The organism is Paenibacillus sp. XP01, from assembly GCF_057364885.1.
This window is the reverse complement of sequence record NZ_CP139481.1, coordinates 2,503,109-2,528,822: the sequence shown is the minus strand read 5'-3', so window position 1 is coordinate 2,528,822 and position 25,714 is coordinate 2,503,109. Positions and strand designations below refer to the sequence as shown.

At 48.4% G+C, this 25,714-nt stretch carries 35 protein-coding genes and 1 pseudogene; 2 read left to right on the top strand and 34 right to left on the bottom strand.

The annotated features are described in order from the left end of the window. Positions 1–24: 24 nt before the first annotated feature. The 6 genes from SNR34_RS11840 to SNR34_RS11815 all read right to left on the bottom strand — a co-directional run bounded on the left by SNR34_RS11840 (position 25) and on the right by SNR34_RS11815 (position 5,097). Positions 25–507: a tetratricopeptide repeat protein gene (locus SNR34_RS11840; RefSeq protein ID WP_486181948.1), complete on the bottom strand. Its 483-nt coding sequence runs from the start codon at positions 505–507 to the stop codon at positions 25–27. Positions 508–834: 327 nt separating this feature from the next. Then, positions 835–1,692 (bottom strand): heme o synthase, encoded by an 858-nt coding sequence (gene cyoE / locus SNR34_RS11835; protein WP_486181947.1) that lies wholly within the window; start codon positions 1,690–1,692, stop codon positions 835–837. A 178-nt stretch (positions 1,693–1,870) separates the two neighbouring features. After that, complete coding sequence (locus tag SNR34_RS11830) at positions 1,871–2,437, bottom strand: hypothetical protein (protein ID WP_343259440.1); 567 nt, start codon at positions 2,435–2,437, stop codon at positions 1,871–1,873. A gap of 176 nt (positions 2,438–2,613) precedes the next feature. Further along, entirely contained in the window at positions 2,614–2,958 is a 345-nt protein-coding gene (locus SNR34_RS11825; RefSeq protein ID WP_236417433.1) for a DUF3243 domain-containing protein, read from the bottom strand. A gap of 124 nt (positions 2,959–3,082) precedes the next feature. Continuing rightward, positions 3,083–3,625, bottom strand: coding sequence for an MFS transporter (locus SNR34_RS11820; protein ID WP_236417349.1), 543 nt, complete (start codon positions 3,623–3,625; stop codon positions 3,083–3,085). Then, positions 3,622–5,097, bottom strand: a complete 1,476-nt coding sequence (locus SNR34_RS11815) for an FAD-binding oxidoreductase (RefSeq protein WP_486181946.1) — start codon at positions 5,095–5,097, stop codon at positions 3,622–3,624. Before SNR34_RS11815 ends, SNR34_RS11820 begins: the two co-directional genes overlap by 4 nt. A gap of 95 nt (positions 5,098–5,192) precedes the next feature. On the opposite strand from SNR34_RS11815, the gene SNR34_RS11810 reads away from it, so the two are divergent. Beyond that, positions 5,193–5,378, top strand: coding sequence for a hypothetical protein (locus SNR34_RS11810; protein WP_236417347.1), 186 nt, complete (start codon positions 5,193–5,195; stop codon positions 5,376–5,378). Between the two features lie 178 nt (positions 5,379–5,556). Further along, positions 5,557–6,114: a hypothetical protein gene (locus tag SNR34_RS11805; protein ID WP_339277664.1), complete on the top strand. Its 558-nt coding sequence runs from the start codon at positions 5,557–5,559 to the stop codon at positions 6,112–6,114. Between the two features lie 116 nt (positions 6,115–6,230). Here the strand turns inward: SNR34_RS11805 and SNR34_RS11800 are convergent, their stop codons facing one another. The 28 genes and pseudogenes from SNR34_RS11800 to SNR34_RS11665 all read right to left on the bottom strand — a co-directional run bounded on the left by SNR34_RS11800 (position 6,231) and on the right by SNR34_RS11665 (position 25,699). Further along, complete coding sequence (locus tag SNR34_RS11800) at positions 6,231–7,199, bottom strand: NAD(P)/FAD-dependent oxidoreductase (RefSeq protein ID WP_236417345.1); 969 nt, start codon at positions 7,197–7,199, stop codon at positions 6,231–6,233. Positions 7,200–7,322: 123 nt separating this feature from the next. Further along, positions 7,323–8,963 carry an S-layer homology domain-containing protein gene (locus SNR34_RS11795; RefSeq protein ID WP_486181945.1) on the bottom strand — a complete coding sequence of 547 codons (1,641 nt, stop codon included), beginning with the start codon at positions 8,961–8,963 and terminating at the stop codon, positions 7,323–7,325. Between the two features lie 129 nt (positions 8,964–9,092). Continuing rightward, positions 9,093–9,719: a nitroreductase family protein gene (locus SNR34_RS11790; RefSeq protein WP_236417343.1), complete on the bottom strand. Its 627-nt coding sequence runs from the start codon at positions 9,717–9,719 to the stop codon at positions 9,093–9,095. Between the two features lie 126 nt (positions 9,720–9,845). Further along, the gene (locus tag SNR34_RS11785; RefSeq protein WP_236417341.1) at positions 9,846–10,085 is read right to left on the bottom strand and encodes a hypothetical protein; all 240 of its coding nucleotides are present in this window, start codon (positions 10,083–10,085) and stop codon (positions 9,846–9,848) included. Positions 10,086–10,196: 111 nt separating this feature from the next. Next, entirely contained in the window at positions 10,197–10,955 is a 759-nt protein-coding gene (locus SNR34_RS11780; protein ID WP_486181944.1) for an acyl-[acyl-carrier-protein] thioesterase, read from the bottom strand. Between the two features lie 65 nt (positions 10,956–11,020). Further along, complete coding sequence (locus SNR34_RS11775) at positions 11,021–11,884, bottom strand: AraC family transcriptional regulator (protein WP_236417337.1); 864 nt, start codon at positions 11,882–11,884, stop codon at positions 11,021–11,023. A 156-nt stretch (positions 11,885–12,040) separates the two neighbouring features. Beyond that, positions 12,041–12,592 carry a glutathione peroxidase gene (locus SNR34_RS11770; protein ID WP_486181943.1) on the bottom strand — a complete coding sequence of 184 codons (552 nt, stop codon included), beginning with the start codon at positions 12,590–12,592 and terminating at the stop codon, positions 12,041–12,043. 125 nt (positions 12,593–12,717) lie between these two features. Continuing rightward, complete coding sequence (locus tag SNR34_RS11765) at positions 12,718–13,227, bottom strand: hypothetical protein (protein WP_339277654.1); 510 nt, start codon at positions 13,225–13,227, stop codon at positions 12,718–12,720. Between the two features lie 103 nt (positions 13,228–13,330). After that, on the bottom strand, positions 13,331–13,741 hold the full coding sequence (locus SNR34_RS11760; protein WP_343259448.1) for a DUF6157 family protein: 411 nt from the start codon (positions 13,739–13,741) through the stop codon (positions 13,331–13,333). A gap of 35 nt (positions 13,742–13,776) precedes the next feature. After that, a complete protein-coding gene (locus SNR34_RS11755) occupies positions 13,777–14,316 on the bottom strand; it encodes a GNAT family N-acetyltransferase (protein WP_486181942.1) in 540 nt (179 codons plus the stop codon). A 15-nt stretch (positions 14,317–14,331) separates the two neighbouring features. Beyond that, positions 14,332–14,802 (bottom strand): hypothetical protein, encoded by a 471-nt coding sequence (locus SNR34_RS11750; protein WP_486181941.1) that lies wholly within the window; start codon positions 14,800–14,802, stop codon positions 14,332–14,334. A gap of 78 nt (positions 14,803–14,880) precedes the next feature. Continuing rightward, positions 14,881–15,477, bottom strand: a complete 597-nt coding sequence (locus tag SNR34_RS11745) for a GrpB family protein (protein ID WP_486181940.1) — start codon at positions 15,475–15,477, stop codon at positions 14,881–14,883. A 161-nt stretch (positions 15,478–15,638) separates the two neighbouring features. After that, positions 15,639–16,190, bottom strand: coding sequence for a P-loop NTPase family protein (locus SNR34_RS11740; RefSeq protein WP_486181939.1), 552 nt, complete (start codon positions 16,188–16,190; stop codon positions 15,639–15,641). 28 nt (positions 16,191–16,218) lie between these two features. Continuing rightward, positions 16,219–17,097 (bottom strand): class I SAM-dependent methyltransferase, encoded by an 879-nt coding sequence (locus SNR34_RS11735; protein ID WP_486181938.1) that lies wholly within the window; start codon positions 17,095–17,097, stop codon positions 16,219–16,221. 27 nt (positions 17,098–17,124) lie between these two features. Next, positions 17,125–17,499, bottom strand: coding sequence for a hypothetical protein (locus SNR34_RS11730; RefSeq protein WP_486181937.1), 375 nt, complete (start codon positions 17,497–17,499; stop codon positions 17,125–17,127). A 121-nt stretch (positions 17,500–17,620) separates the two neighbouring features. Next, entirely contained in the window at positions 17,621–18,175 is a 555-nt protein-coding gene (locus tag SNR34_RS11725; RefSeq protein ID WP_486181936.1) for a DNA topology modulation protein, read from the bottom strand. A gap of 5 nt (positions 18,176–18,180) precedes the next feature. Beyond that, complete coding sequence (locus SNR34_RS11720; protein ID WP_486181935.1) at positions 18,181–19,122, bottom strand: GNAT family N-acetyltransferase; 942 nt, start codon at positions 19,120–19,122, stop codon at positions 18,181–18,183. 70 nt (positions 19,123–19,192) lie between these two features. Next, complete coding sequence (locus SNR34_RS11715; RefSeq protein WP_486181934.1) at positions 19,193–19,687, bottom strand: hypothetical protein; 495 nt, start codon at positions 19,685–19,687, stop codon at positions 19,193–19,195. An 84-nt stretch (positions 19,688–19,771) separates the two neighbouring features. Beyond that, positions 19,772–20,191: a GNAT family N-acetyltransferase gene (locus SNR34_RS11710; protein WP_486181933.1), complete on the bottom strand. Its 420-nt coding sequence runs from the start codon at positions 20,189–20,191 to the stop codon at positions 19,772–19,774. A 19-nt stretch (positions 20,192–20,210) separates the two neighbouring features. Then, positions 20,211–20,750 (bottom strand): AAA family ATPase, encoded by a 540-nt coding sequence (locus SNR34_RS11705; protein ID WP_486181932.1) that lies wholly within the window; start codon positions 20,748–20,750, stop codon positions 20,211–20,213. Positions 20,751–20,916: 166 nt separating this feature from the next. Next, the gene (locus SNR34_RS11700) at positions 20,917–21,441 is read right to left on the bottom strand and encodes a GNAT family N-acetyltransferase (protein WP_486181931.1); all 525 of its coding nucleotides are present in this window, start codon (positions 21,439–21,441) and stop codon (positions 20,917–20,919) included. Between the two features lie 131 nt (positions 21,442–21,572). Next, positions 21,573–22,127: an HAD-IIIA family hydrolase gene (locus SNR34_RS11695; RefSeq protein WP_486181930.1), complete on the bottom strand. Its 555-nt coding sequence runs from the start codon at positions 22,125–22,127 to the stop codon at positions 21,573–21,575. Positions 22,128–22,155: 28 nt separating this feature from the next. Further along, entirely contained in the window at positions 22,156–22,437 is a 282-nt protein-coding gene (locus tag SNR34_RS11690) for a hypothetical protein (protein ID WP_339277632.1), read from the bottom strand. 219 nt (positions 22,438–22,656) lie between these two features. Beyond that, positions 22,657–23,433: a Cof-type HAD-IIB family hydrolase gene (locus SNR34_RS11685; protein ID WP_486181929.1), complete on the bottom strand. Its 777-nt coding sequence runs from the start codon at positions 23,431–23,433 to the stop codon at positions 22,657–22,659. Positions 23,434–23,615: 182 nt separating this feature from the next. Continuing rightward, entirely contained in the window at positions 23,616–23,843 is a 228-nt protein-coding gene (locus tag SNR34_RS11680) for a DUF3977 family protein (RefSeq protein ID WP_236417430.1), read from the bottom strand. Between the two features lie 125 nt (positions 23,844–23,968). Then, a pseudogene (locus tag SNR34_RS11675) lies at positions 23,969–24,481 on the bottom strand (DinB family protein); the annotation flags it as partial. A 36-nt stretch (positions 24,482–24,517) separates the two neighbouring features. After that, a complete protein-coding gene (locus tag SNR34_RS11670) occupies positions 24,518–24,865 on the bottom strand; it encodes a VOC family protein (protein WP_486181928.1) in 348 nt (115 codons plus the stop codon). Positions 24,866–24,961: 96 nt separating this feature from the next. Beyond that, positions 24,962–25,699, bottom strand: a complete 738-nt coding sequence (locus tag SNR34_RS11665) for a GNAT family N-acetyltransferase (RefSeq protein ID WP_486182444.1) — start codon at positions 25,697–25,699, stop codon at positions 24,962–24,964. Positions 25,700–25,714: the final 15 nt, after the last annotated feature.

The window sequence follows — 25,714 nt, the reverse complement described above, 5'->3', positions numbered from 1 at the left end:
GTCTCCCCTCCGCTAATGGACTTGCTATTCCCACACCCGATCCAGTTGCTCCGAGTAAAAGCGAATGGCTCTGTTATACGCTTGAATGCCTGCGTTGCTTGAAGTGTCGGCCAGTATGAGCAGCAGCCGCTTCATCGCTTCGGCATGTTCGCCAAGATTATGCAGCACCATCGCGTAAAATACCTCGAACTCGCCACGTTCCGGGAATTCATCGATCCCCCGCCCCAGCCACGCTTTTGCTTCCTCATACTGACCCAGCGTGCGATAGGTGCTGCCAAGGCCAAGCATGGCTCCGGCACGGTCTTCTCCGACAAGGCCAAGGTTCAACGCTTTCTCATAATAAGGAACGGCTTCCCGCTCCAAACCAAGTGAATCATGCGCCCAAGCCAATTGATACCATACCTGCGCATTGTCGGGTTCGCGCAGCGCAATCTGCTGCATGGATTTAATGGCGTCTTCCGCCTCCCCCTGCTCTCTTAACAAAATAGCCTGCTCTAATGTCGCCATTCTGACACAACCCTTTCCACGTCGATCTCTTTAATTATACAAAAAATTCCTTATCAGGTCATTACCATGAAAAAAATCTGGTGCATTTTATATTAATCCGGTGACCCGCCTATGCTTCCGCTTCAGGTTTCTTTCTGAAAGCTTTTAAGCGACCGCTTTGCTTCTTCAGATTGGTTCTGCTTCTTGAACAAACCAAAAACACCCCGCCGTGAGCAAGGACACGGGCTGAAATCCACCCTCTTCCTTGTTGCGGGATGTTCGATCATTCTGTGGTCTCGCAGGACGAAGGCAGCGTCGCAGTCGTAACTGCCATCGTTCCCCCGCATGTTAAGCCCAAGTTGTATTCGCTACCATAACGATAAATACCAGCATCAGGTAATTAACGGAAATGAGGAAATTCGTTTTCGCCCATTTCTCATCATCCTGGGAGCGTAACCCGGAGAGCGTATGTACCAACCAAATCAATCCCCCCACCGTCGACACGATGAGAAAAACGATTCCAACGTAATCGTAATGATAAAGCAGAATAACTGCAGGCAGCAAAAGCAGCACGTAAGGAATCATCTGAATTTTGGTCCGTTTGATGCCTTTCACTACAGGCAAAAGCGGGAATCCGGCTGCGCGATACTCCTCAACTCTGCGGATGCCAAGCGACCAGAAATGTGGCGGCTGCCACAGGAACAGAAGCGCAAACAGCAGCCAGGCGCCGGCATCCACCTGTTCGGTCACTGTGCAATAACCGATGACAGGCGGCATCGCGCCCGCGATTCCGCCGAGCGAGGTGCTCCATGTGGAGCTGCGTTTAAGCCAGATCGTGTACACGACAATATACGCAAACCATCCTCCGAGAGCAAGCCAAGCCGACAACGGATGCACGAGCACATACAATACGGCAAAGCCGACCAGCCCCAGCACGAGGCCGTAACCCAACACAAATCCGGGATTTAGATGATTGATGTACTCGATCCGCTTTTTCGTCCGTTCCATTTTCTGATCCAATTCACGGTCCCAATAGTTGTTGATGACGCATGCCGAGGCAATGACCAGGGTAGAGCCAATAATCACCATCAGCAGGGATAACCAGTCGATATCCCACTTTGAAGCAACCCAATAACCGACCACCACAGCAAACACATTCAGCCGCAGCAATCGGGGCTTCGTTAGTGCAATCATGTCTTTAAGCATGAATAAGCAGCCTCCTGAACGGAATACAAACACCATTCCAATAATGATACATGCTGTTCCTGACAATTACAATGTTTCTATGATTTTTCTCATACCGTCTTCCGTGAAAAATGGACAAAAAAAACTCCGTTCAGAAAACGGAGGTCTTTTCTTTGAAAAGCTTTAGGCTTCATGTATATTATGGAATATATTGCTGCACGATTTTGACCACTTGTCCATCCTTCACCGTCAGATGATACGGAAACACGGACAGATCCACGATGGTTTTGTTGTCATACAACGATTCGAATTTATTCAAAGTCACAGGTTCGTTCCACTGAATGTCGGCTCCGGCATATGTACCGTCCCGGTCATACAGCTGCATCAGCACTTCGGCATCTGCTTGAACTTCAACCTTTTCCTGTTCTTTGCTGTCATTCACAATATAATAACCATCCGGGGCTCCATCCAATCCCGAATCGGGGTTGCGCTGCTCGAATATAGTGTCAGCCTCTTCGCCTTGATACCAGCCGATTTTGTCTACGATCAGGAACAGCTTGCCGTTCTCCTGTTGTATGCCATCGACGTAAGCGGTGTACGTCTCCGAATTGGTTGCCAACGTTTCCTTTGCGGTGGAAAGCGATGTTGCCGTGATTCCCTCCGCTTTGGCCGGAGTCCATAAATATGCAGCAATCACCATGATGCCCAGCAAAGCAACGCCTGCGCCAATCCACCGAAATTTCCATTGTTTTGCCGCGTTCTTCATAGCAGCATCTCCCCTTAATCACTTTACTTCCTACATCATACTTCAGTTATAAAGATCAAAAGTATCATATAAGTTGAAAAATGGTTACAATCCGGCTTCCATGAACAAGGAACCCCGGGCGTGCTTGATTCAATCCAAGGGTTCCTTGAGAAATCTCCCGATTAATGATTAATGTGTCAATGTGCCCGTTGGGCCAGACGAACCAGCATGTGTGCAAGCATATGCTGTTCCTCTTCGCGGCCTACGCTCCAAAGCTCCTGAAGGAGCTTCTCTTCGCTATTGCGCGGTTCCTCGTTGGCCGCAAGATAATCGGCAACCTTCTCCGCGATGCGAGCCATCTGTTCTTCCCCGAGGCCAATCGCTTCGCCTACGGCAATGCGTTTAGCAAGATACTCCTTGAAAGTTTCGAAATTGTGCAGAATCTGCTCGCGTTGTTCCGGAGCAATCCGGTTTACGGCATCCTCTACTTGTCCCAGTTCCACCTGGCCGTCTTTGCGAATAACATGATTGTCTTCATTCATCATGGTTGATTCCTCCTAAGCTTGTCGGATTTGGTCTTGCCCATACCGTTAATATAAACGTCTTGGCGAAGATTAATCAGAAAGCTTTGGTTCGATCAGGCGATTTCGAATTTTGCCCATTTATTTACACGGATGGTTGGCTTGCGCGCCATACCGCTATGCCGGACATCACATACAAAAGAGCGCTCAGATAAAACAAAACATCAATCGTCAGCCAATCAATGAGCATACCTCCCAGAATAACGGCAAATCCCGAAGCGGCCGCGGTCCAAAAGTGATAATGTCCTACAGCGTGCCCCCGTCGACCCGGTTCCGTGTAGTCCGCGAGCAGTACCCGCTCGCTCATGCGCTGCATGGCATTGCACAGCCCCATCAACATCTGAAGCAACAATACCCAAATATACGAGCCTACCCAAGGAAATGCAAGCATCGCTGCGGCCATGCCGAAGGCACTGACCGCCAGCATCTGCCTGGCCTGTCGATCCATTCGCGGAGCGAGCCACTGCGAAGCGGCAGCCGAACTGATCGTAAACACGGCAAAAGCCAATCCGTACTTGGAGTAGCTGTTGCCGAGATTTTTGAGAAAGAGGAGATAATAGGGATAGATCATGCCGGACGCCAGCGTGACGATGCTCTGCGAACGGACCAGCCATCTGATATTGTTCATTGGTGTTCTCCTCCGTACTGTTCCATAAAATAATTCATAAACACATGCTGCGGATCATATCGGTCCTTGGCCGCAAAAAATTCGCCGCTCCGCGTATAGGCTCGCCTAAATTGGGATGATGACGGGTAAGCATAATAAGGCAAATAATATGTGCCATCATGCCGGATTGCCGCATCAATGATTTTCCGAAGCCCTGATTGAAAGCGGTCCTGCTCCTCTTTTGAAAGCGAGGCATGGAAAAGGCATACGAGTCCGAACATGTCTTCGGTCGCGTAGGACAGCACAGCTTCGTCATCTTTTCCAACGTAACGTACCGTGACGTTCAGCAAATCCAGGTTTTCTCCTGCAACGATCTCCCCCATCTCCCGCACAAATGCCGGAAAGGCATCCACGGGGATGAAATATTCCTGCAGCAGATCATTCTCCCCTGGCTGATGATATTCCATAAACGCCGATTCGGAAGCCATCGCATTGTTTCGGCTTAACCGCTTGCCTTCCTGCGCTTCGAAATACCGCTGCTGCAGCGGCCAGAACCAGGCCCGTCCCCATGCAAATTCGCGATTCAGGTTAAACAGAATTTTGGCAGGAAGCACTCCCTGCTCGCGGCCTTCAAGGCGACGATAATCGTTCAAGTCCGCTTCAGGATCGGTAACGTAATTGAGAGCATACATCTCCCTGAAATATCCTTCACCTGGCTGCACCGACAATCTGGCCAAATGCAAACGTACACGCTCGTCCCCCAGCACTTGGCGACGGAAATAATCGGGGTATTCTTCGGCCTGCAAACGGTCCGTCGTCAATTGTAGAACCTCATCATCAGTCAGGCTTAAGGTCACATCGAGGATCAGGCCAAACAAACCGTACCCTCCCAGCGCCAGCGGAAACAACTCGGCGTTATTGGCTCGGCTGACATCCCTGACCCGGCCATCCGCCGTAAGCAGCCGAAAAGATTGCACGCTCTGAATCAACGACCCGTTACGGAGATCGCGCCCATGCGCATTCACGCTGATTGAGCCACCGACGGTGAAAATGTTTTGCGACTGCATGTTCTTGACCGAAAGGCCATATGGATGAATGGCATGCTGAACGTCCGCCCAGGATGCTCCGGCTTGAACGCGAATGGTGCGGGCCTCGGGATCAACCTCCAACACTTTATTGTATGCGGACATGTCAATGACGATGCCGTCCTCGTAATAGGTGTGCCCTCCTTGGCTATGACGCTGCCCTGCAATGGATATCTTCAAATTCCGTTCCTTCGCTTCGCGAACGAGTTGGATCAACTGCTGCTCCTCCCGTCCTGACACAACACGTTCCACTTTGACAGGATGCAGGCGGCTATAGTCCGTAATGAGAAACGGATTTTGATCATCGCCATCTGTCCGCCAATAGGTCCAAACGCACAGGAATATGAGCAGCAAAAGGGCGATCGTTTTCTTCAGGCCGTCCCCTCCTCCCTTTTCCCAACGTTTCAAAGCAACAACCATGGTTAATGTTTATACATATAGATTACAACGGCTGGAGATGTTAAGGAATACCCAGATTAACCAAAATGAGGAGGGGATGCATAGTGAGCAACCATGAAAAAGAGCATAACAAGCACGAATGGGAGCTGAAGCCTAATGTCAACGAGATGTCCGACCCTGACGACTACAATCCGGGACCTACGGATATGATCGAGGATGCGGTTGGAGAGATTATGGACAACATCTCGGGAGCAAACCGTAAAAAAGGCCATTCCAAAGAAAAACAATAAGTATAATTAAGATGAAATGTATAAAATTCCACAATATCGCCTTTCTCCCGCATGGGGGAGGGCTTTTTGGCTTTTGAATTTTTTCATGACGATCGGTTGGACATTTACAATGGAAATGGATAAAACGCCATCGTTCTGATAGAATGTTCGAAGATGATAAACAGGAAGGAAGAGTATCTTGAGAAAAATGATCGTTCTATGTTGTACCATCCTCGTTGCATGGCTGACACTCGCACCATTGAATGCAGAAGCGGCCACGGATCCAAAAGCGTTACTGAAAAAGAAATATCCTAGTGAAACAGTGACCCTGTTAAAATCCGCAGATTTGAACGGGGACAATAAAAAAGAGCATTTTATGCTGACGGCATCCGGCAACTTTTATCTCGTCAACGCCAAGGGAACGGTCGTGCTAATCGATACCGGTATTGTTGGTGACGAAGAATTTGAATCCCCGAGTATACATATCTATCAAGCTTCTAAAAAAGAAAAACATGTAGCCGTTACATTTGGTTACTTTCCGTCTAACACGCAACTGTACGCCTATAAATATAAAAATGGCACCTTGCAGAAAAAGCTCTCTGTGATGGGAGATCAAGGGGTTGCTATCCAAAAAGACGGGAAGATCAAGCAATCCTGGAAAAAGTACCTGCCCGAGGGCGGATGGAATTTGGCGGCAGCCACATACACATGGAACGCTACAAAAGATAAATATATCGCAGCCGGACAAATACCGTAATTTCATTCTTTGTAACTGCTGCGTGTCTAACAAATCGTAAAAAAGGATGGGTTTCGCACCCATCCTTTTTAATGTTCAATGTCACGAACGCTGTACCCGGAAACCCTCGCCGCTTGTCAATCGAATTTTGCGCGTGCCGGGACATCCGCCATTTTCGACTGGAGCTCCTGCTGCTCCTGCTGCCGCAGCTGCTTCAACGCTTTGTGAATCCAGATGGCTGCAATGGCGCCTTCGCCCATCGCAACGGTAGCCTGTTCCGCATGGATGCCGAGGTCCCCTGCAATCCACACCTGCGGCGCAGCTTGCATGCTCCTCGGGTCAGCATGGACATGATCGTTGTCCGCGATTTTCGCACCCAATTGGCGGGCCAGACCGGAGTGAACCTGATTGCCGCCGAAGGCGACAAAACCGCGCTCTGCGTCAAAATGCTGCCCGTCCTCCGTCACCACGCCTTGAATCCATCCATCTCCCGCATGCCGAACCTCCTTTATCGCAGCCTCCAGGTATCGAACGCCAGCCTGCTTCATGCTCCGATGCAATTCAGCGGAGATCGGCATCTGTTCATGGTTAATATACATCAGCTCACGCGTACGCTCAATGAGCGTCAACGCCATGCTCGCCCCGGGCTCCCCGGATCCCATCAGAATCGTTCGGCGGTTCTGTATTTCGTATCCGTCGCAGTCCGGGCAGACATACACCGACTTGCCCAGCGTGGCCGTGATTCCGGAAATGTCGGGTATCCGGTCCGAAAGGCCTGTGGCAAGCAGCACGGCAGAGGCCGTGTATTGGCGTCCCGCAGAACCTGCAAGCCATATCCGTTCCCCTCGCCGTTCGGCGCGGACAATGCGGTCCTGTTCGAAAAGAACGCCTGTCCGTTCCGCCTGCATTCTGCCTTTGGCTCTTAATTCGGCGCCCGAGACACCTTCGGGAAAACCAATGATGTTATGATAAGAACGGCAGCGCGATGAACGCCCTTGGCCGTCATCCACGACCAACACTTTATGGACGCTGTACCGTCCCAATTGTATGGCTGCCTGCAATCCTGCAATGCCGCCACCCACGATGATGCAATCCGCATCCCGCATGATTCTCTCCTCCAATCACTCTGCACGCTGTTATATATTTTACACCAAACGAAAACAACCCAAACGCCCCGATTATTCAAGGTTCGTTCAGGTTGCTTCATCGCTTTTATGAATGAATATGGATTAGAACCGATAGGATTCGAAACGAATTGCATTGGAGATGGCCTTCCATACATCCTCGGTTTCCCCGCCCATGTACCAATACGCCAAACCCGCAATGCCGCGCTCGCTGATCATGCCGGTTTTGACCGAAAGGGAACGCGCCTCTTCCGCCCAGATCGCCCTGGACGTGCCGTTTGCGACATATTTGAGCACATATTGCCAAACGTCGTCATCCCAATGTTTCGTCGTGCCTGCGGTACGCGACCTGCTCCCTTGTTCACCAAGCGTGATGTCCCATGAACCCGTGGCAGGCGTAAGCAGTGACCAGTCTCGCGTATAGAGCGGCAATGCCACAATGATTTTGGCGCTATCCATCTGCGAAAGCATCGTGTCCAATGCTTGTTCAAGCCAGGACAGCGAGGCCACGGAGCCAGCGGTGGGAGAACCGTTCCAATGCTCTTCATAACCCATCAGGATCATGTAATCGGCGACTTCGCCCAAAGCGGCATAATCAAAAGCTTCTGTCCAATCCGTGCCCAGGTCAGGGGAAACGTCAACAGAAACGACAGCTCCTGCCGCGTGCAGCGAAGCGGTTAACGCAGTAATAAATACGGTCATGTTGGCACGGTCTTCGGGCAGCACATTTTCAAAATCAACGTTGATGCCTTCCAAACCGTATTGTTTCACGTACGCCGTAATTTGGGAAATCACGAAATTCCGGTTGGTCGCGCTGGACAGCATCTGATGGGTTAACGCTGCATTCGAACGGTTGCCGAGCAGCGGCCATACCTGGCGTCCCGTTGCCTCTGCCCAATTCAAAAGCGAGGAATCCGTCTGATTGGTCAGCTGCATGCTGCCATTCAGGAAAAACCATCGCGGAACCAGCGTGTTGACGGGAGATCGGGCGACTTGCTGCTTGAATTCGGACGTTGTGGAATCATATTGCCACCCCAATTGAATGCCCTCCGAGACGGTACCCTTCAATTGGCTGTACCACACCGGCTTCTGCAATACGGCGGACAGCATCATCGCCGCCTCTTCCCGGGTAACCTTGTCCTTCGGACGGAACAAGCCGTCGCTGCCTTGCATCAATCCCAGCACATAAACATTTTGCACATAGGGCCGCGCCCAATCGGAAATGCTCGCAGCATCCTTGTATAGCGCATTCAGCGAAGCGCTGGACGTGGACTGCCGTTTAAGCATTCTGGACAGCAATGCCGCCGCTTCTTCGCGGGTAATGGAAGCACCGGGCTGAAAAGTCCCTTGTCCTTTTCCTTCCAATATGGACAAATTCGTCATGGCGGCCACGCTGCCGTAGTACCATGCGCTTTTGCTGACATCGCTGTAAGGGTTAATGTCGTTGCTCACGGGGTCCAACCCGAGCAAGCGAACTGCAAATGCGGCAAACTCCGCGCGGCTGACCGCTTTTTTCGGTTCAAAACGCGTGCTGGATGTGCCTGTCGCAATGCCTTCGCTTACGAGCAAATCGATCGCTTCCTTCGCATAGCTGTTGGCGGTATCCGTAAAAAAGGTCTTGGCTGCCGCAGCTTGCACGCTCGGTGCCCAACCCGTAAAAGTGGATATGGACATGGAAAATACGCCCAGCAGGGCTATCGCCGTCCGGGTCCATCGCCGGACTTGCTTTATCGGTTGTTCGTTCACATGCAAAAGCCTCGCTTCAATGGTTTACGATCTTGTATCATCGTATCAGATTGAAGCGAGGCCGTATGTGTGTAAATGTTGGTAATGATTCAAATCCGCGCCAAAGCCGTTAGCGGCTTCATCCGTGGCTTAGTTGTATACTTTTACGCGCTCTTCGATCGGTTGGAACTCTTTATCGCCAGGGGTAGCTGTCGGTTTGCCAAACGGCATTTGCGCGATCAGTCTCCAATGCTCCGGAATGTTCCATTCTTGTTTAACCTTTTCGTCGATCAGCGGGTTGTAGTGCTGCAAGCTGGCGCCGAGTCCTTCTTCTTCCAACGCCGTCCAGATCACCAGTTGAAGCATGCCGTTGGACTGGTTCGCCCAAATCGGAAAATTGTCCGCATAAGAGGCGAAGTTTTGTTGAAGCTGCGCGATGACATTGTTGTCCTCGAAGTACAGTACGGTACCGTATCCTGCGCGGAACGAGGCCATTTTCTCCGCAGTCGATTGGAATGCTTCTTCGTTGCCGACTACTTCGCGCAAAATTTCTTCCGTATGGTTCCACAATTTATCATGCTGCTCACCGAGCAGCACAACTGCGCGGGACGTCTGAGAGTTGAACGAAGTTGGCGTGTATTTCACGGCTTCTTCAACGATTTCCTGAATTCGTGCATCCGAAATGGTGGATTCTTTGCTAATGCCATAAAACGATCTTCTTTTTTTCAAAGCGTCAATAAACGTGGTCACTTTCCATTCGCCTCCCAAAATTTTCATTATGCTCTCTTGGTAACTATAATATAGTAACGAACGTTAGTCAATAAGCTATATTATTTTACCTTGGATTCAAATCCAATGTTACATCGAGTTGCATTCAATGGATTACCTTCTGGATTATAACCATTATCGCTTGCGATAATCCGCGCGGTATTTCTCCTCGGTAGACGAATTGGCCTTGGTCGCGTCCTTGTCCTGTTCCTCCTGCTGCTCCATGTTCAGATCCTCAAGGGGGATTGGGTCTACCGTCTGCTCCTCCTCGAACCGGTCCAGCATATGTCGTTCCTCCGTCGGGAACTGCTCCGGATTATCATGGTTAGCCTGCTGCGGGGATTCCTGCCGTAATTTCGATGGTTCATGCTTCATGCGAAACGCCTCCTCTAAAGTGTTACCCATTCTTTACCTTTTCTTTCCGCGATCTAAACACGGCAAATAAGCCATCCGCATATGCGAATGGCTCGGTTCCGGCAAATGGTATTAACGACTCGTGTCTGCTTCGTTTAAGGTCAGTCGGGCTTCGAAAATCGTACCGCGATCTTCCGGAGCCATTCCTCGAACCCAAATGCCGTTATCCACAACGGCGCTTCTTTCCACGACGACTTGTTCATGCATGCGCACCTCGCGATGGTACGATATTTGCAAATGCCGGATTCCGGTTTCCAGCTCTTCCGTCGTGAGCGTATCGCAACAAAGATCAGCATAACGGGCATTGTTCATATGACCGTTGCTGTCCGTGCTGCTATATCGAACCCTAAATCGATCGGCTTTCCATGTTTGCAGCGTATCCGGCAATGATACCTTCGCAGGAATGTCGCCAAGCGATCGGGCGGGATGCGATCGAACTTCGAAGGGCAGCGCCGTTGGACGCAGCAGCTTTCGTTTCTGCAAATCGACCAGCGCCCAAGTGGTGCGTGCTTCCGCAATGACGTTTTCCTGGTTGTCGGACAACACAAAATCCCGCAGCCACATCACCCCTTTATTGCCTTTATGCCAAGTCTGAAGCGAAACCTCTTCCTCCAGCCGCGCCGGACGAAGTATCTTCAGATCCGTGGTCAGCAGCATCCAGCCCAGACCCTGCGCCAGCATTTCGGACACGGTGATGCCCATGGAAGAGAGATCCCCGTCTGCGGCCAACTGCATATGTTCGAGCAGCGCCGATGGACGATAGAGCGACATGTAATCCGAATCGGCTGAGCCGATCCGATATGCGCGGGTGTACAATGATTCCGTTGGCACGGAGCTCCCTCCTTTTACGATTTAATGTTGCGTGTTCGGATGTCCGCCTTGTCCCGATCAGCAAATCACGCCATATCTTGACCGCCTTGGATGCGAGTGCGGTACAGATCGGGCGTGCAGCCCACCGATTGTTTGAACATCCGGCTGAAATGGGACAACCGTTTGAAGCCGGATAAACGACTTACCTCCGTAACGCTAATTTCGGGGTCAAGCTGAAAAAGCAGCTTTGCCTGATTGATGCGGCGATCGAACACGTATTTGAAGACGGTGCTGCCCGTCATCTCTTTGAACAGTCCTGCCAGATAAGGCTTGGACAGATGCAATTCGCCCGCCAGATCATCCAGGCCGATATCGTCCATGTAATGGATGTCAATGTAACGCAGGATGTGCTGGACGTGCTTTTCCTTTTCCGAAGAAGGACGGTGCTCCTTCAGACTGCTCCGGCAAAGGTCGGCCACAAAATACAACAGATCGCAGAGCCGAATGTTCAATCGTTCCTGTCGGAAGCTGCCCTTACCGGACAACATTCGATGAAATTCAAACAACAGCCCTTCAAATTCCGTGCGTTCTTCGCCTTGCAGGTTCAGGCGGCAATTGCCGAGTTCCTCAAAAGGTTGAAGCACCTCAAAGGCCCGATCCGGATGCAAGCTGCCGCGAATGACGGATGGGTCGAAATGCAGCGTCGTCCGTTCATAGGTCGTATCCGGCATTGGATGCGGACGATGCAGCGTCATGCCGTGCATGAGCACCAGATCGCCCGGCGCCAAAACATACACGCGGTCTCCGATAATGTATGTGCACTCCCCTGCGTGGAAGTAGTATACCTCGTATTGGGGATGCGAGTGAAATCCGTCTTCGACCGGCAAATATGCCGTGGTGGAACGGTAATTGTATTGCAGCGAAGCTCCGATTTTCAGTATGCGCGGCATGCAGAACACCTCCTGTTGGAAGGATGGGACCGTTGCCAGAAATAAAGACCATGAGACGTCATCCGCATAACGGTGCATATCATGGCCCTATTTTTGGAGACTGCGACGAAATAAAGTACAGCTAATTTCCCGCAGCTCCTTCGTGGCGGTATCCGGTTACGGCAAAACCCGTTCAATGCTGGATTCGATCTCTTCCATCGTGGCTATAGGCTCGAATCGTTTAATGACGCGTCCTTCGGCATCGATCAGGAATTTGGTGAAATTCCATTTGATGGCGTCGCCAAGCAGCCATTCCGGCGCCTTGTCGGCAACCATCAGCTTCAGCAGCTTCGCCTGGATGTCCGATTCGTCGAATCCGGCAAAGGGACCTGCCTTTTTGAGAAAATCGTACAACGGGTGTGCCGTCTCCCCATTCACGTCGATCTTCGCGAACATCGGGAATTTGACGCCATAATTGATCTGGCAGAAGGATGCCGCCTCCTCGCTTGTTCCCGGCTCCTGCTCCGCAAATTGGTTGCATGGAAAACCGATGATCTGCAGCCCTTGGTCCTTGTACTTGTCGTACAGCTTTTGCATATCGTCGAACTGATGCGTATATTTGCATTTGCTTGCCGTGTTGACGATCAGGACGGGCTTGCCCTCGTATTGATAGAGCGGGAACCGTTCTCCGCTCGTTTTGGTAACGCTGAAGTCATAAATGGTTGCCATAGGTGCACCTCGCGATTTTATGTAAGTTGATTTGACTCAACATCTAGTGTGCATCCATTATATACGAAATCTATCCTCTTGTATTGGTTAAGATAAAACGAGGTACTTATCATTCTGTCAGAATGTCACTCTACTACTTTAATGTTAATAACAAACTTGCTGTGTGGCAAATATGTGATCTCTAAAACCTTCGTCCGGTCATGCAAGGAACTATCGCTCTTTGTGTTGATCAATTCAATATTATTTAATTCAATGGTCTGTTGCCTCATCTTTTTGCCCATAGAACCAATGTAATCCGGAACACCTGTGGTTGTTTTGTAGTCCTTCAAATAATATGCCTTCAAGTCCAGTACACCTGCAGACGCCTCCGGATACATTAGTATAATTACCACGACCCCTACAACAACGAACAGAACTCTACAGCAGACTCTTTTAAATTTATTACCTATTTGTCTCAGTGAGAGAAATAAGCCCGAAACCGTGAACACTATTCCAAATGCAATTCCAAATAGACGTGTGTAAAACCATGCAGGGAAAAATCCAAAAAACATGTTGGCTAAAAAAAATGGCAAAGCAATTGAAAATACAATAATAGTGCTGAGTATTCGCTCCCGGTTATGCTTGTACCTCTTCATGTGTATAAAAATCTGCCCCCTACCCTCCAAAATCCAATAAAAGTTATTATGAATTCGCCTCCCAGACGGAATGATGGGATGAGTTTCATTGCACGGTCGTGAACTACCCCCGACGGGAACGCATAGCCTTGACCTGCTTAAGGGATGGATCGTTAATCAGGCTTTGGTACTCGTCTGATTCGATGGCGTATAGGGCCACCTTTCCTTGTTCGTTATGATGTATGCCCCATCCGTATCGTTTGCCTAATGAAGAGGTCCGCAGGCAGGGCTGGCCTTTAGAAAAGAACCTTTCGCGTTCCTCCTGCCGGTCTGCTTCAGGAATCCCGTTACGCCGGGCATGGACTTCGAACAAAACGTCCATCTGCGTATACTCGTACGGATGATTGGCCATGATTTCGTAGTGGAGCACCGGAACGGTTTTGCTGCCTTTTTTGGCCTGCGGAATTTCTGCTGCGGCAACGGGACAGTCTTCGGCTACGCCGATAAACGTATTGTATTCGTTCATATCTTTCATCCTTAAAATCCCCTCCCTTATGGACCTTATGGACCTTATGGACGTTTTCGCTCTCTCCACTCCTGCTCAAGGATACCCATTTCCCATAGACTCCAGTATTCGTTTTTATGCCTTCTTGCATCGCGAATCAGCCCTTCTTTCGTGAAGCCTGCCCGCTCATAACACTTGATGGCGCTATGATTAAAATCGAATACGCCAAGGCTGATGCGATGCAGTCCCAGCTCGTCGAACCCGATGCGTAATGCTTCCGTGATCATCTGCACTCCGAATCCTTTGCCTCTGGCGGAAGATCCGCCGATCAGCACTTTGCCGATTCGAGCCGAACGGTTATAGCGATCGATGGCCCCGAGCGAAATATGCCCAATGGTATCTCCTGTTTCGGGGTCCACTACTTTATAAATCAGCTTGTCGGACTCTTGAAAGTCATTGGCGCCCTGCATGTAAGTCAGCAGCTGCTCTTCCGTTAGCGGATATTGAAACTGCGGTCCGGCCCATTGCAGCAAAAAGGCTTCGTCTCCGCTCCATTCGATCAATTGGGTTATATCGTTCGTCGTAAAATATTCGAGTCTGATCATTGCATCTCTTCCTTTTCAACTATTTTTCGTCAATCGGCTGATGTTCGCTTGCACCGCCTCCACGCGAATATCATTCATGGCCTCAAGCTCCGTGGCCGGGCAAGCAACAACAATGCTTTCGAGGCCGAAACGGTCCAACGTCAAATAATAATAGGCCATTTGAAGGCCCCGAATAACATTGTCGTCCCGATCTTCACGCACAATCATTTCGTAAACGTACGCTTCTCTGCTGTCTTTTCCATAACGCAAAGCGATATGATAATCAAAAAACTTCTCGGTACTCTTGCTGCCAGCATGACAAATGATTGGAAAATCACATTTCGCGAAACGTTCAACCAGTTGACCGGCTTCCGGGACAGTAAACCTTTGGCTCACACAATCCGGATAAAACGTTCCCTCCCGAACGACGTGATGGTAAGCATAACGAGCCACATTGTCCCGAAATCCCGCTAACATGTCTTCCCGCAGCAATACAGGATGAATCAAATTTTGCACCTCCAATCCCGTTTTCGCTTAATTCCAATAGGCCCCAGTTTAGACAGTATACGAAGAGAGGGCGTCAAGCTAGATATCCGTTGTTCCAGGCTCCCAGCCTGTCTGCTGGCTCCATAAGCTTGCTTTGCGTATGATCTCCCAGATGATCGGCTCCTTCGCCGTGACGTATCGCTCCCGTTCATGACGGTATAATTCGCTTAACCTGTATTTTTCCCGAGCATAGCACTGACTGTCTTCCGGATGTACCCGCAAATAATCCCGGAACAGCAGTGCACACTGCTCTGACCAGCTGCCTGCTTTTCGAACATGGATATGCGTTCTTCTCATGCTGCCGCTTTCCCGAAAATAACGCTTCGTTTGATCCGGATTATTCTCCCGATGCATGTACCCAAGCTGCTCTAAAAAAGGTTTCCAATCCAGCTTATCCAACGAACGCACCGAAATCTGAATATCAATGATCGGCTTGGCATCCAGGCCAGGTATTGAAGTAGAACCGATATGATCGATCCGGATGGCACTTTCCCCCATGCTTGCGCGGATCCGCCTGCCTATTTTCATAAACTCGTTTGCCCAGCAAGGATCATGGGGCACCACTATAATGGCCTCCTGCACATCCTGACCTCCCGTCTCCCGATCTTGCCCAAGCTTACGCGAAAGCGCACTCATGGTACAAGAAATCATATATTTACACCATTATACACGGGAAAATGAATGCTGAAGCGAAAGATTTGTATAACACTCCAATTCGCTCGCAAAATCCAAATCTTTTTCGGTCATTTGGCAGAGAGTCACACGGTCCCCTTCAATCTTCATTTCGTTCCTCCCCATTAATCTCCTGCCGCAGTCTCCTGCCGCTCTGCCCCAACCGCCCCTGTGCATTGTCGCCGCTGAGCAACCCAAGCCAAGTCCGTATTATCACGCAATCTCACCAGCTTGTTCTCGTATCGTTTCAGTTTGGTTTCGAAGCTGTCGCGGTTTTGCTCGAATTCTCTTGTCCATCTGTACATCATTCGCAGCATCGTCAGATCGGGGGTGTAGTTTGCTTTCTCGATCCCGAACCTTTGCTTCGCAAAGCGGAGGAAAATCCTGATTTTCCGTTTCCATAACGGGGGGTCCAAAAAAATAATCGTGTCCGCCATATCATACAGTGGCTGATAGGAGGCACGATCCGTTCCTTCCAAAATCCATGTTCCCTGTTTGTTAATATTATGAATGACGTTCATCTGTTCTTCCGGCGTTCTCTTGATCCTTCCACTTTCCGTCTGGTGGTGGACGATGGCATCCAATTCATGCCAAGGGATGTTTATGTGCTGCGACAATGTTCTGGCTAATGTTGTTTTTCCACTGGCAACGATGCCAATGATTAGAATTTTTTTCATGAATGCCAAATCCTTTTTTAATTGTTAGTCAACGTTCCACCGTACCAAAGGAGATTTTGAAATTAGGTGCATATGTCAGCCACGAATCCGCATTGAATGTCCTCCCAAAGTTGGCTTCCGACTCGTATTCCTCTCTGGCCTCATGTTCATTTAATCCCCTGGCAAGCAGATTGTTCACGACCTGATCCAGTTCCCCGGGATCCTGTCCCAATCCTTCTTCACGCAGCGCTTGAAAAAGAAGTTCTTTACGGTCCGCATCCATGTTTTGATCCAAAAAGTTTACTTTGTCGCTGACTCGGCACTCCACCTTCTTTAACCCAAGCTGACTTAACATCACTGGCAGAGCCATGCCGATATTTCCACCCTTGAGCGTGCGCCGTTCGTCTTCTTCATACAACTTTTGCAGAACGCCTAAACGAACGATGCTGCTCTGATCTACGCCATCCATATAACAATTCGCCATATTGCCGATCCAGTGTGGTTCGAAGCAAATCAATTTTCCGTTATTCCGTACGCTGTCCATCATTTTGCGAACAATCCTGACAGGTTCGGTCATATGTAACAAAAACGCATGGCTTACGGCAATATCGTACTTTGGCTCCAGCTGCACTTCATCGATATCACACGTTATAAACGTTGCATCATAGTCTAAATGCGAGTAAATTTCCTCAGCCTCGCGAATCAGTTCTGTTCCTTTGTCCATGCCGGTATACGTGCTTCCTTGCGGCATAAGCGGAAGAAGCTTCAAACCGAGATAACCGTAACCGCATCCAAAATCTACGATGTTAACCGGTTTATCGATTTTCCATACGCTTTTCACCAAAAATTCCAGATAGTCGTCATTGTAGTACAGCCAGCGCGTGTTCCTCAAATATTCGATCTTGGTATCCCAGTAATACTCGGTCATGATTCGTTTCCTCCTTTTGCTTGCAATTCATCTAAACTTCTTATGACATTTATGATCCCAAACATGCTCTTCAAGAAGAGTGATATCATTTCCATTCTTAAAGGCAACCTCACCACAGAACACCGTTACTCCCAATTGGTGTGAAATGCTTGCTCCTATTTGCTCAATATCTGTTCCCATGCGTGTATACCTTAACAACACGGGAGATTCATAGTTTCCTTTTGTCCAATCGTGCTCTCTCGAAATGTTGATGTACAAAGCATCGTTTAAGGAACCGTATTCGTACCACTCCCATGTATCTTCGAAGTCCCAATGAATATCTCTCAAACAACCGAAGATGTCCACATCTTGAACAAAATCTCTCATTTCCCGATCAACAAAAAACCAGTACGCTTTATCCATAATCCCTCTCGTTTCTGGCCTCTTTTCTACTTATTTGTTGTCGGAATATTTCCTGAGAAATAAACCGCTAAGCTGTATAGACCCAAATCAAAAATCCCTTGCGACGAACTGCGATTTCCAATTATCCTTTCACTGCATCATTCCTATACTGCTCGAAATAGTGGTGTCCCTTCCTATGGATCTCACGCAATACCGTTTTGGCTTGATTCATGCTGCCAATGATTATCACACATTTGTTTGAAGGTTGTTGATTTAATTTTTCGATAATGTCAGGGCGTTTGTCTCTGCGAAAATTCCACCCGTTCTTGATAAAAGGCCAATCAATGGATTCGGGGCAACCCTCATTCAAGTCGGGTCTCGTTTTGCCATGATATTGAATTCTGCGTTTAATGACGCGATAGGTTGTGATGATCGGCGACAAGTCAAAGAAAATGATGACATCTGCCGCTTTCATCCGGATATCCATCGTTCTTCCAAAATGCCCGTCGATAATCCAGTTTTCTTTGGCAACCAATTGTTTGTTGAACTCTTCCCATTCTTCTCGGGGCGTTTCAACCCAGCCCGGCTTCCAGTAATACAGGTCCAAGTGATGTACGGGCAAACCCAATCCTTTCCCCAGTTCCCGAGAAAACGTCGACTTCCCCGATCCGCTGGAACCAATGACCATGATTTTCATTTCGCTCACCTCGGTGACAACGTGAATTTTTGTACCTCAAGCGGCCCTGGCATGAATCCCAGATTGTAATATACCGACTCCGCGCTGTTTCCCTGCATCACATACAGTCTTAAAACAGGATAATGCGCTTTCAATACAGTCAATGCTTTTTTGATCATTCGGGTAGCAAGCCCTTTTCCCGAAAATTCCGGCAGCACAGCAATACCAAAAATAGCTGGCAGCCCGTCTTGATCGGAAATGAGACATGCGCCTGCAAGTTTCATCGTTTCCTTGTCGTAAACCAATGATGAAGCCTTCAACAATGATTCATTGGTTTCATAGGGATATGCACTGACCCAAGACAGGGTGGAGTCCAGCGTTTCCTGATTTCTGCGGACAGCATCAATGCTCCCCTCATGAGCTGCATGTAAAAAGTGTACGATTTCGTTCAACTTTTTTAACGTTTTCTGCTGATCATCGACTTGCAATTCAGGTTCAACGACGACAGAGTGATCATCCCATTCCAAATCGAAAGACTCTGTCGGTCTCTGCATCCAGCGGCATCTGAATTCATCTGGCCAAAAACCGGCTCTGGCAAACCAATCGGCCTGATCACCCAAAATCTCATAGGCACGAATCGGATTCGAAGGCTCCGACCACTGCAGCAAAGCGCGTTTCAATAGGTTGACGATCTTGCTTCCTTCATTAAAAGGCGGAATCAAGAACAAAAAGTATAATACATTGGGCGCGATAACAACACCGCCAATTCTCCGATCGCCTTGATAAATCCAGAACGGATCGCGCCGCAGCTGAAAATCGTAGATGCCTTCTTTGAAAAAGCCGTTATATTCCGCACTGTAATAGATGGCGCAAAATACGCCCCACTCCGCTTTATCCGCTTTTTGCAGCGAAATCTCGTCACTGAGTTTGTATGTATCGTTTTCGTTTGACCATGGGGTGATGATCATGTGATCAGCTCCTTGCTGGAATTCAATATCTGGATATGCTTCATTGATGGTTTATCCATTAAACACATCTTCACAAATCCGGTTCCAAAAATTCCGCCCGATGATCCAATATGTACTCATTCATTTGTTGTATGGCGATTGCCGAACATCGACTATACTTCTCGTGCAATTCGTTCACTTCATTCAAGAGAGCAGAATCCTTCTCCAGGTCCACTGGGCTGATCGTCTTGTACAGCATATTCCGTTTCTGCATGAATCGCTGGATCTCGTCCAAGACTTCAATCAAGGCATCGGCTTTAAAAAATAGCATGGCTTGCCTGATCCGTTCCCAGGATTTCAGTTCATTGATATGGTGGGCAGAGAACCAATAAAACTCCATGCTCGTATCCGTGTGGTTATGGTAGGAATAAAATAAGTACAAGCCTTTCTGGGCTTCATTTAATTGATGATACATCTCCAGCTTGGTTTGCATATCTTTCCCGCGTACCGCGTGCAGCATCGGTTTAATACATAACCAGCTGAGCTCTACGCTTTCCAGTTCATTGGCATTCAGTGCAACTTTCATTGGATTCCCCCTTTAAAATAATAATAAATTGAAGAAGATAACGTTTAATAATCAACTTGCTTCAAATACGTAACCGCTTACTTCTTATCTCAAATATTTAATGAAATAATAGTGTTTGTGGTCTCGCGGTGCATTTTCGATTACGGCTATTGCCGCAAATCCATTTTTCTCATAAAACCCCGGTGCTTGAAAACTAAACGTATTCAGTTGAATGAAAGTGCACTGTTCGGCTGCAGCCTGCCGTTCGGCTTCCTCCAGCAATTTTTGGCCAAGTCCCTGTCCCCGAAAACTCTCATCCACCCATAAGAAGTCAATCTCCATCCAGTTCCAGCAAATGGAACCGTTAAGTCCGGCTATGACTTCGCCTTTGTTATCCTTCACGCATAAGCAAACTTCCTCATATCTCCCGTCAGGAATATGCTTTGAATTAAATTCGATCAGCTTGTTTCTCACGAAACGGGCTTCCTCGCTTGTTCCTTTTACAATATGGGTAGCTTTGGACAACCTGGCCCACCTCCTTCGTTTACCGTTCTGCTTTGTCTCCCACGCGCTCCAAAATGATATTTACGATATCCCCAGTGTCCAACGAATCTGTAATGATATGCTCCGCAAATTGTGGTTCACCAAGCGCCTTCAAACATTTCGGTGCCTGTTGATACGTCCAACCTCCAAGTGCATCTCCCCGTTTCGCCAAACGTTGGTGAATCGTTTCTTCCGAAGCAATCAGCGAGAAATGATATACATCCGCATCGAATTCTTTGAACCCATTGGAAATGTAATGGAAGTTAGCTTCTTTATAGATCGTCATTGGCACAATCAGGTGTTTGCCGTATTTACGCCGGATTTCCCTTGCCGTCTGTACCGTCATTACTCTCCAAAGCTCGATATCCTGAAAATCATCCGTACGTTCTTCCATAAGCCGCTGCTCTTCCGGTATAAGCTTTCTGAGCATATAACCGACTTCCTCCGGGTCAAAAATCATGCTGTTCGCGATTCTAGGCTGCAGCTGCGCTGCCGCCGAAGTTTTGCCGGAACCGAAAGCCCCATTAATCATGATAATCATGCCAACACTCCCGTACCGTCGATTTAGCGAAAACATCTATATTTTACCTTTATGCTCAATAACATACAAGGATTTTAATCCTATTGCCGCAACAATGACGACAACAAAAAAAGACTCTCTTTGAAAATATACAAGTAGAGAGTCTACGGTATTGAGCTGGACAAGGTTATACTTCGTACTGTTCTCGCCTTAACGTAAAATAGAGTAAGTTGTCTTTGAGAAAAGGCTCCTGCTTAAATCCCAACCTGGTTAGCAACTTCTGCGATTGGTCATTTTTTTGTTCCGTTGTTGCCTCGATATATTGCAGCTGCATGAGATCAAACCCCATCGGAATCAGTTCACGCAAAGCCTCTTGCATGATGCCTTTCCCCCAATAACGAGGCGCCAGATCGAACCCGATCTCGGCCCTTGTCCCATCCTGGTTCGCCATCCAGCAATGATAACCGCACGTACCAAGCAGCTCATCCTTTTCTTTGCTGAACAGACCGTACCGGCAACCCGAATCGTTGATGTGAAAAGCAATGATTTCCTCGGCTTCCGCGATGTCCTTGCATGCTTCGATATCTATAAACTTTATGACTAACGGATCAGTGAAATGGTTCAATATGGACGCTGCATCTTGAAGCGTCAGCTCTCTCATCATCAATCTTTCCGTTTCCAGACGCGGGAATTCGATGACTCCGTTGTTCATGTTCTTCTTCCCCTCACGCCTGCTGTGCCTCTGCTTCTCAAGCGAATCTCATCATCTTGCCAAAAATAATTCGAGAAATCGATGTCCTTCATCCCTTGATTCCCCCCATATTGTTAAAATCTCCAGACCATTTATCCATTGGGAGAAATTCTCCTTGGAAGGCTGCGGAGAATCCATGCTGCCGCGTCATGAATGTTTTCGGCAATATAATCCGGTTCAACCTCGTTCCATCGGTGCCTGTATTCCAACAGCGATGATTCGCCCCACCCCGTTTTGACCAACACCTTGATTGCGCCAACCGCATGGGCTGCCAGCATATCCGTATCGCCGACATCTCCGATCACCACGCACTTTGACAGATCAAGGCCATATTTAACCGCCGCTTCCTTGAGCATGCCTGGTTTCGGCTTCTTGCAATCGCACTGATCCTGAGCACCGTGAGGACAGATGAAGGCATCGTCGAAGCCAAACTGCTCGAATTGCGTTCTAAACTCCTCGAGCTTGGCCTGACCGCGCGAAATCCGATGCTGATTCGTAAACGCAAATACTTTGATTCCAGCTTGTTTCAGCATGTTAATGGCACCCTGGGCACCATCAAACAGGCTGAATTCCGTGGGATGAACAAAATGACCTGTCCCGCCGATCGTGCCGTCTCGGTCGATAAAAGCAGCTTGGATCCCCTGCATCATACTCCTCCTGCATCATTTTATTGAATTAAAAAACGGCTACAATCAAGCTTGTGACAAGCAGCAGCATCGCTACGGGTGCCCATATCCTTCGTTCCCATACGCTGGTTGTGATGATGTTCAGAAACGTTGACAAGGTGCAAAACGCGATAACAAACCACACAGCCGTTTCCGAGAAATCAGACCATTCCGGCAGCCATAATCCCGCCTTGCTAAGTACGATGGAGCCAATGAAGCCGAGGACAAACATTTGTATGACTGCTGCGAAACGCATCGGTGGCGGCAGTTTTCCGGGAAACTTGCCTCCCATGGCGCACTCTCCCCAAGGCATACCGAGAGCCAATGCCAATTGAAACAAAATCACGATCCCAATAAGGATCGAAAAGATGAATGAGGCGACTTGCACAACCATAATGAATGATCCCTCGCTTCCCACGGTCAAAGTATAAGGAGGACGTTTAAGCCAACCACGATCATCTTTATTCTCTGTTCGCGTATTTGAGACACTCATGGTTCAGCGCGACATGGTTTATATGACGCCGAATTTGCGTAGTGCGTAGTCAATCCCGCCTTCACTTGACTTTAAAGTGATAAAGTCCGCCTGCTGTTTCAAAGCATCATGCGCGTTGCCCATTGCAATCCCCAATCCTGCAGCTGCCAGCATATCCATGTCGTTGCCACCGTCCCCAAAAGCAATGGACTCTGAGGCATCAATTTGATAATGCTCCAGTACTTTTCGCATTGCCGTTGATTTGCAAACCTTCGTTTCTTCCAAAACATTCAACACGTAGCCGTGAAAACGTTCGAACCTTAATGTCGGAAAATGCTCGACGTACTTCCCCGCTTCATCCTCATCCGCATATAAACACATACAGCATACTTCGTCTACGAGAGAACCCATAGCATCAGGATACTGAGTGAGCCCTAACGTTTCAAATAAAGCTTCCTGCACCCGTTCATTTTGACGGCCCATGCCGTTCATGGCCAAACGATCCGTAAAATAGGAAAGGCCGCTGCCATTTAATTGGGCAAACTCCGATAGTTCACGAACCGTTTCCGGTGCAAGCAGTGATTGATGTATCGTTTCATGTTTACATTTGATCAGGGCCCCGTTCGCAGAAATGATGTTATCTATGCCCAACTCCAAAAATGGTTGGCACATATTATGGGGTCTGCCTGTAGCGATGACAACTTTAATGCCTTTGTCGATTAATGTTGTGACCGCTTCTTTCGTTGACGCTGCCAGACTTCGATCCACTTCGCTTAGCAGCGTTCCATCTACATCGAAAAAAACAATTTTATACATAAAAATGCAGTAAGCTCCTTTAGTTCAAATAAATAATATGTTCCACGTTGGTGTCCTCAGCTTCACAGCGTTTTTTGCAGCACCTGCTCTTCTTCGGGTATATACTTCAAGCTTTCATAGACGTGGATTGCGGCAGCATTCTCTTTGCCTGTCAACCTCGCCCTCCTTCCGGAGATTCAGCTTTATATTCCGTAAAACCCCAAGATCAGCTTGAACGCTTTCCGGTTTTTGCGAGCACGCTTAATGCCTTCTCTGGAATCTATGATCAACACGCTCGTACCGATCCATATCCTTAAATATACGGACTTTAAGCGAAAAGGAGCGGTAAATCCTTTTTGTTCGCTCTCCGTTCCATCCTCGTGTTCGAATTCCGTTCGAATGAACCAGCGATTTCCAAACCCGATCTCCATGTATTTCTTCAAAAGGTACTCTCCCTCAATGACAATTGGTAAATGATTTCGATGTTCATGGCTTCTTCCCAATTATCTTTGGTGACTGGAACGATGTGAATCAAACTCATTGTAGACTCTTTGCATTGTTTATACCATTTCCGAAGTTGGTTGATGTGCGCCTGATGATACCGGTTATGATCTGCCATATGCCACAGGCCCCAGCGGATCGTCGCCTGTTTTTCGTTCTCATGCCCAAACGTGACAACCCTGTCTAAATCGGCATCCACCAGCTTCTCACATGTTTCTTTTAACCAAAGCATGACTTCGGCATATTGTGCCAAGAGGACCTCCAAAGCTATTCCCGTAACCATCGGAAGCCTGTTATTTTCGTCGATCATAGGACCATGTTGCTTTTGAAGGGAGGACGGCAGGGGTTCTCCTTTTACCCGGTAAACCCAGTTCAAATCTACAACCATAATGTGTTTGATTAACTGAGCTGCACTATTATAATGACCATCGAGTCCTCTATAATCGATTTCTTCCTGGGACATGCCTTCCGTGATGGATCGCAACCGGTCGCTATTTTCCTTGACAGCGGAATACAACATGCCCACTACCGGCGTCATCCCGGCTTCACCTTGCAAGTCGTGCAACATCCTGAAATCCTCCTCACTCCGATTTAAATCCTCTCATTAACATTCACACACCATTAAGAGATTCCCGTCCGGATCTTCAAAGTTCAACCAATTGCGTTCAATCTGCGGCATAATGTTAACCTTCTTGGCAACGAGATAATCATATGCCGCTTGAATGTCACTGGTATTAAAATGAAATGCAGGCGTCTTGAACACGCGATCCTCCGTATAAATTTTGCTATCCAAAATAAGGACAGGTCCTTTCATCGGCAGCATGTACAAATGTCCGTGCAGTATTTCCCCGTCTGCCTGCAATCCCAAAATATCGCAATACCAGTCACGCGAATGCTGCAAATCCTTCACCGGAATAAACACTGCACCGATCTCATTATGAATGGGAGACATAGGAATTCCTCCTTAATGGCCCGTTATAGGGCTGGATTGTCAAAGCCGTCTTCCATGATTATACATCCCTGTTTTCGGCGGCGTAAGCCCTCTTACTCAAGCTTCGTACGCCGTAAAATCGCATCTCCAATCGGTAACATATGCGGGAACATAACCTGCCCGGACACCCACTCGCTGTGAAGCGATATTGCTCGCAATGACATCGTAGGTCGGGACGCATCCCCGTTCTAACACCTCAAACGTCAATCGGTTGACCAGGTAGGCAGCAAGCCCATTGCGGCGGTACCCCGGAAGCACATCGATGCCGAGTTGCCACAGCTTTTCCCCTGAATTGCTTGCTCCCGCTATACCAACAATGGAGCCGTTTTGCTTGGCTAACACAGCCAATACCGTTTGATAAGGGCAAGTCGGGTCATGAATGACGGCGTTATCGAATGCTGTCATCCCAGCCAAATCGCAAACTTCATCCATTTCAAGCACTTCGTATGTAAATGAATCCGGGGGTGACAAACGCTGCAGCGAATTCAGATCGGGAAGAAAATGCAAATACAACCCTCTGATAAAAGGCGATGAAAAAATATAATCCCGCGTTTTGCCTTCCATATACGCTTTTGCTATGTTCAAGCGCTCCGGCGTTGCCGAAACGATAATCGTTTGTCCCATTGACAGTATCTCAAAATATCGTGCATTTCGCCGAAACGGCCTGCGTCCCGGGTTTTCCTGGGCGTCCACATAAATAATGTGGTCCTTGTCCCCATTCAAATCGTCAATGCTGCAATGAAGATCGACAGCAAGCTGTGATTGCACGATGTGCAACATTTCTTGAGGCGTCATCAATGTTACTGCACC